This window comes from Methylobacterium sp. WL103 (assembly GCF_008039885.1).
Lineage (GTDB): Bacteria > Pseudomonadota > Alphaproteobacteria > Rhizobiales > Beijerinckiaceae > Methylobacterium > Methylobacterium cerastii.
On sequence record NZ_VRUX01000404.1, the window covers coordinates 1 to 3,958 of the forward strand.

Sequence of the window (3,958 nt, forward strand, 5' to 3'; positions counted from 1 at the left end):
GGCCTGCTCGGCCAGCTCGATCGCGGCGCGGATGCCGGCGAGCCCCGGGTCGGCGGCCTTGGCCTCCGGCACCATCGCGAGCACCTGCTTGGCGTTCTCCAACTCGCCCGCGTCGAGCTGGATCTTGGCGAGGCCGGCGAGTGCCGCGACGTTGTCGGGCTGCTGCCCGAGCACGGCGGCATAGAGCTCGGAGGCGCCGGCGAGGTCGCCCTCCTCCAGCGCCTGCGCGGCTTCCGCCATCACTTGGTCGATCTCGCTCGGCCCGGCGAGACGATCGAAGAACGTCTTGATCTGGGCCTCGGGCAGGGCGCCCTCGAACATGTCGACCGGGCGGCCCTGGTCGATGGCGACCACGGCGGGCACGCCCTGCAGGCCGAGCTGCTGGCCGATCTGGCCCCAGACCGCCGGATGCTCGTCGACGTTCATCTTGACGAGGACGACCTTGCCGGCGGCCACGCGGACGAACTTTTCGAGCACCGCCAGCAGCGTCTTGCTCGACGGGGCGCGGGGCGACCAGAACAGGACCAGCACGGGACGGTTCGCCGACTCGGCGATCACGTCCTGCCGGAATCCGGTCGTGGTGGTCTCTCGGATTAGGTCGGACGCACCGGGATGCGCGTCCGTCGCGAGCGTGTCGTTCAGCATGCGGTATCGGGCCTTGGAACCAAGTGTCGCCTGACGCGGTACATGGGACTCAGGCGCCCGGCTGACCAGTGCGGAACGCGCTCTGTCCGCAAGGGAATCCGTGCGCCAGGTCGCCGCCGGTGCGATCTTGCCGCCATCCTCGTCTGGCCGGCGTCGCGACGTGAGACATGCCCCCCCCGGGAGCGATCTCCCGGAGGCGGAGTGGCCGACGTCTTCGAAAAAGCGCGGCTTATTGCGCGGGGGCGCCCGAGGCGGCCTTCGCCTGCGTCACGAAGGTGCCGGCGAAGGTGCGCCCGTCCGGCGCCGAAGCCTCGCAGGCGATGGTGGTCTTGCCCGGGGCCGGGGTCGAGAAGGTGCAGGCGCCGACCGCCGGCGTCGGATTGCGCACGATTCCCTTGTCGCTCGACGTGCCGGCGGTGACGAGGTTGATCGGCTGGAGCGGATCGGTCTCCTCCGTGCGCTCCTGCTGCGCGCCGGTGCCGCTGAAGCTCAGGGTGCGACCGTCGGTGGTGGTGAAGTCGAAGGTCGTGCGGCGGCGCTCGGCGGCGTTCCCGAGCGTCGGCTTGCAGGCGGCGGTGGCGTCCTTGCCCTCGATCACCAGCTTCTCGCAGGTGCCCTCGAGCTGCACCGCCGCCTGCGACCAGGCGGGGCCGGCGAGCGCCAGGGGCGCGGCGAGGAGGGCGAGGCGGCGGAGCGTCTGTGCGATCGTCATGGCAGCGATCTAACGCGCCGCGCGCATCCGTCGAGTCCGGTTTGCAAGTTCGCGCCACAAGTTCGCGCTTCACGCGCCGAAGCGCAGGGCCCTGTCGTTGGGCGCGGCGAAGTCCAGGTCCGGCCCCGCCGGCACGATGCCCGTCGGGTTGATGGTCGGGTGGCTCTCGTAATAGTGCCGCTTGATGTGGACGAGGTTCACCGTCCCGGCGACGCCCGGCAGGGCGTAGAGGTCGCGCAGGTAGTTCGACAGGTTCGGGTAGTCGGCGATGCGCCGCCGGTTGCACTTGAAGTGCCCGACATAGACCGCATCGAACCGCACCAGCGTCGTGAACAGCCGGATGTCGGCCTCGGTCAGCCGCGCGCCGCAGAGATAGCGCTGGCCGTCGAGGCGCGCTTCGAGGGCGTCGAGCTCGGAGAACAGCGCGGCGAAGGCCTCCTCGTAGACGGATTGTTCGGTGGCGAAGCCCGCCTTGTAGACGCCGTTGTTGACCCGGTCGTAGACCCGGGCGTTCACGGCATCGATCGCCGCGCGGAGGTCGTCCGGGCAGAGGTCCGGCCCGGTGCCGCCGAAGGCCGAATCGAACATGCGGATGATCTCGGCCGACTCGTTCGAGACGATCGTCCGCTTCTTGCGGTCCCACAGCACCGGCACGGTGACGCGGCCGGTATAGTGCGGGTCGGCGGCGCGGTAGACCTCGTAGAGCCGCGTCGCGTGGTGGATCGGATCGGGGGTGGCGCCCGGGCTGTCGCCGAACACCCAACCCTCCGAGCCCATGTGCGGATCGACGACGGAGACGGAGATCGCGTCCTCCAGGCCTTTCAGCGCTCGCACGATGAGGGCGCGGTGCGCCCACGGGCAGGCGAGCGAGACGTAGAGGTGGTAGCGACCCGGCTCGGCCGCGAATCCGCCCTCCCCCGAGGGGCCCGGCGCGCCGTCGGTCGTGACCCAGTTGCGGAACGCCGAGGCCTTGCGCTCGAAGCGGCCGCCCGTCGACTTGGTGTCGTACCATTGGTCCTGCCAGGCGCCGTCGACGAGCAATCCCATGCGATGCGTTTCCGGTGCTGCGCGCGTCCGCCCGCCCCTCGGGCCGGCCTTGCGCGGAAGGGAAGAAGGGTCGGTGCAAAACCTAGCCCGTTTCCTGCTTGGTTGTCTGGCTTGGCTATCTTGCTCGGCGGTTGCGGCCGGGCCGTGGGACGCCCGGCGCGACCGCGCCGAGATGGCCTGAATGGAGGATCGATGTCGCTCGCCCTCGCGATTCCCGCCGCCGAGGCGGCCGTGTTCACCGCCGGATGCGCCGCGATCCACGGGTTGCGGCGGCAGGCCGACGGGGTGACGCTGGGCCTGGCTGGAATCCTCGCGATCCTCGTCCTGCTGTTCGGCATCGCCGCGACGCCGGATGGGTACCGCGCCTTCCAAATCGACGACGCCCTGACGGAGACCAGCCTGGTCCAGCCGACGCCCTGAGCCGAGCCGCATCGGCAACGCGACCCTGCTCAGGTCCTTGGTCCGTCGCAAGTTTTTGACGCAAAACCGGCGGCCACTTTTGCAAAACTCGCTTAGACCGTCGCGACCCTGCGCCCGGCGGCCACGTCGAAGTCGTCGCTCGGCAGGCGGGCGAGGAAGCGCTCGGCCAGCTCGAACAGCAGGATGTCGGGGCGCACCCGCTCGACGTAGGCCCAATCGAGGTTCGCCGACCACACGAAGTGCACCTCGGCGAAGCTCTCGGCGAGCAGCCCCGTGAGCAGCATGGGCGCGAAATGCGCGTAGGAATCGCCGAACAGCACCACGCGCCGCGGGTCCGCGGCCGGGTTGTCGTTGCGGTAGACCACGTGCGCCCCCGTGTGCAGGTCGCGCTCGCGGCCCTCCGCCTCGTAGGCCGCGAGCAGCGCGCCGGCCTCGACGCGCACCGCGTCCCGCTGGATCTGCGGGCGCACCAGCCGCTCGACCGGCCGGCCCGGCAGCTTGGCGCCGAGGTCCATCACCCGATCCATGACGAGGGCGGGACGCGCACCGATGTCGGCCGGCGGGATCGCGGCGAGGGCACGCATCAGCTCGCGGTAGGCGAGCAGGCACCCGTCCGCCGACCAATGCGTGTCGGTCTTCAGGTAGAGGGGCGCCGGCCCGTCGCGGGCGGCGCGGAAGGGGCCGAGCAGGTCGAGGTAGGCGGCCTGTCCCGCGAGCTTGCGGGCGAGCCGCCGGGTCGAGGCGCGCGACGGGTCGTAGGGCAGGTCGATCGTCATGTGGTCGTAGACCGAGAGCTTCTCGGGCACGATGAACTGGACGCAGCGGATGCCGAGGCGGGCGGCGCGGGCGGCGCGCGCTGTCATCAGCCGGGTCCAGCCGCGCAGGGTCCACCATTGGCGCAAGGTGCCGCGGTAGCGCTCCATGACGTCGTTGCTGCCGCCGATCAGGAACAGCCAGCCGTCGCGCCCCTCGTGGACGGTTTCCCGGACGGGGGGGACGGGAGAACGCTGCGAGGCCATGGCGGTGCTTTAGCCGCAGGCCGCGCCCGGCGGAAGTCAGGAGCCGGCGCAGGGGCCGCGGCGTTCGCAAACCATGGAGACCGCCCAGACCCTCGCGCCGCCACCGGCCCTCGCG

Annotated in this window: 5 protein-coding genes; 1 reads left to right on the forward strand and 4 read right to left on the reverse strand. The window is 71.1% G+C overall.

The genetic code is table 11. From position 1 onward, the window contains the following. From FV222_RS19385 to FV222_RS19395, 3 genes are all read right to left on the reverse strand, one after another. The coding region (locus tag FV222_RS19385; protein ID WP_147815423.1) for a tetratricopeptide repeat protein at window positions 1-645 on the reverse strand (645 nt) is incomplete at its 3' end. Window positions 646-874: 229 nt separating this feature from the next. Then, window positions 875-1,357, reverse strand: coding sequence for a hypothetical protein (locus FV222_RS19390; protein WP_147753790.1), 483 nt, complete (start codon window positions 1,355-1,357; stop codon window positions 875-877). Window positions 1,358-1,426: 69 nt separating this feature from the next. After that, window positions 1,427-2,404 (reverse strand): glutathione S-transferase family protein, encoded by a 978-nt coding sequence (locus FV222_RS19395; RefSeq protein ID WP_147762729.1) that lies wholly within the window; start codon window positions 2,402-2,404, stop codon window positions 1,427-1,429. 192 nt (window positions 2,405-2,596) lie between these two features. Here FV222_RS19395 and FV222_RS19400 point away from each other — a divergent pair, with 192 nt between their 5' ends. Then, window positions 2,597-2,824: a hypothetical protein gene (locus FV222_RS19400; protein WP_147753788.1), complete on the forward strand. Its 228-nt coding sequence runs from the start codon at window positions 2,597-2,599 to the stop codon at window positions 2,822-2,824. A gap of 92 nt (window positions 2,825-2,916) precedes the next feature. Here FV222_RS19400 and FV222_RS19405 read toward each other — a convergent pair whose 3' ends face one another. Beyond that, entirely contained in the window at window positions 2,917-3,843 is a 927-nt protein-coding gene (locus FV222_RS19405; RefSeq protein ID WP_147762728.1) for a hypothetical protein, read from the reverse strand. Window positions 3,844-3,958 lie beyond the last annotated feature (115 nt).

Coding starts and splice junctions, on each gene's coding strand:
- FV222_RS19390 (WP_147753790.1), bottom strand. CDS start 1,357: ATGACGATCGCACAGACGCTCCGCCGCCTCGCCCTCCTCGCCGCGCCC.
- FV222_RS19395 (WP_147762729.1), bottom strand. CDS start 2,404: ATGGGATTGCTCGTCGACGGCGCCTGGCAGGACCAATGGTACGACACC.
- FV222_RS19400 (WP_147753788.1), top strand. CDS start 2,597: ATGTCGCTCGCCCTCGCGATTCCCGCCGCCGAGGCGGCCGTGTTCACC.
- FV222_RS19405 (WP_147762728.1), bottom strand. CDS start 3,843: ATGGCCTCGCAGCGTTCTCCCGTCCCCCCCGTCCGGGAAACCGTCCAC.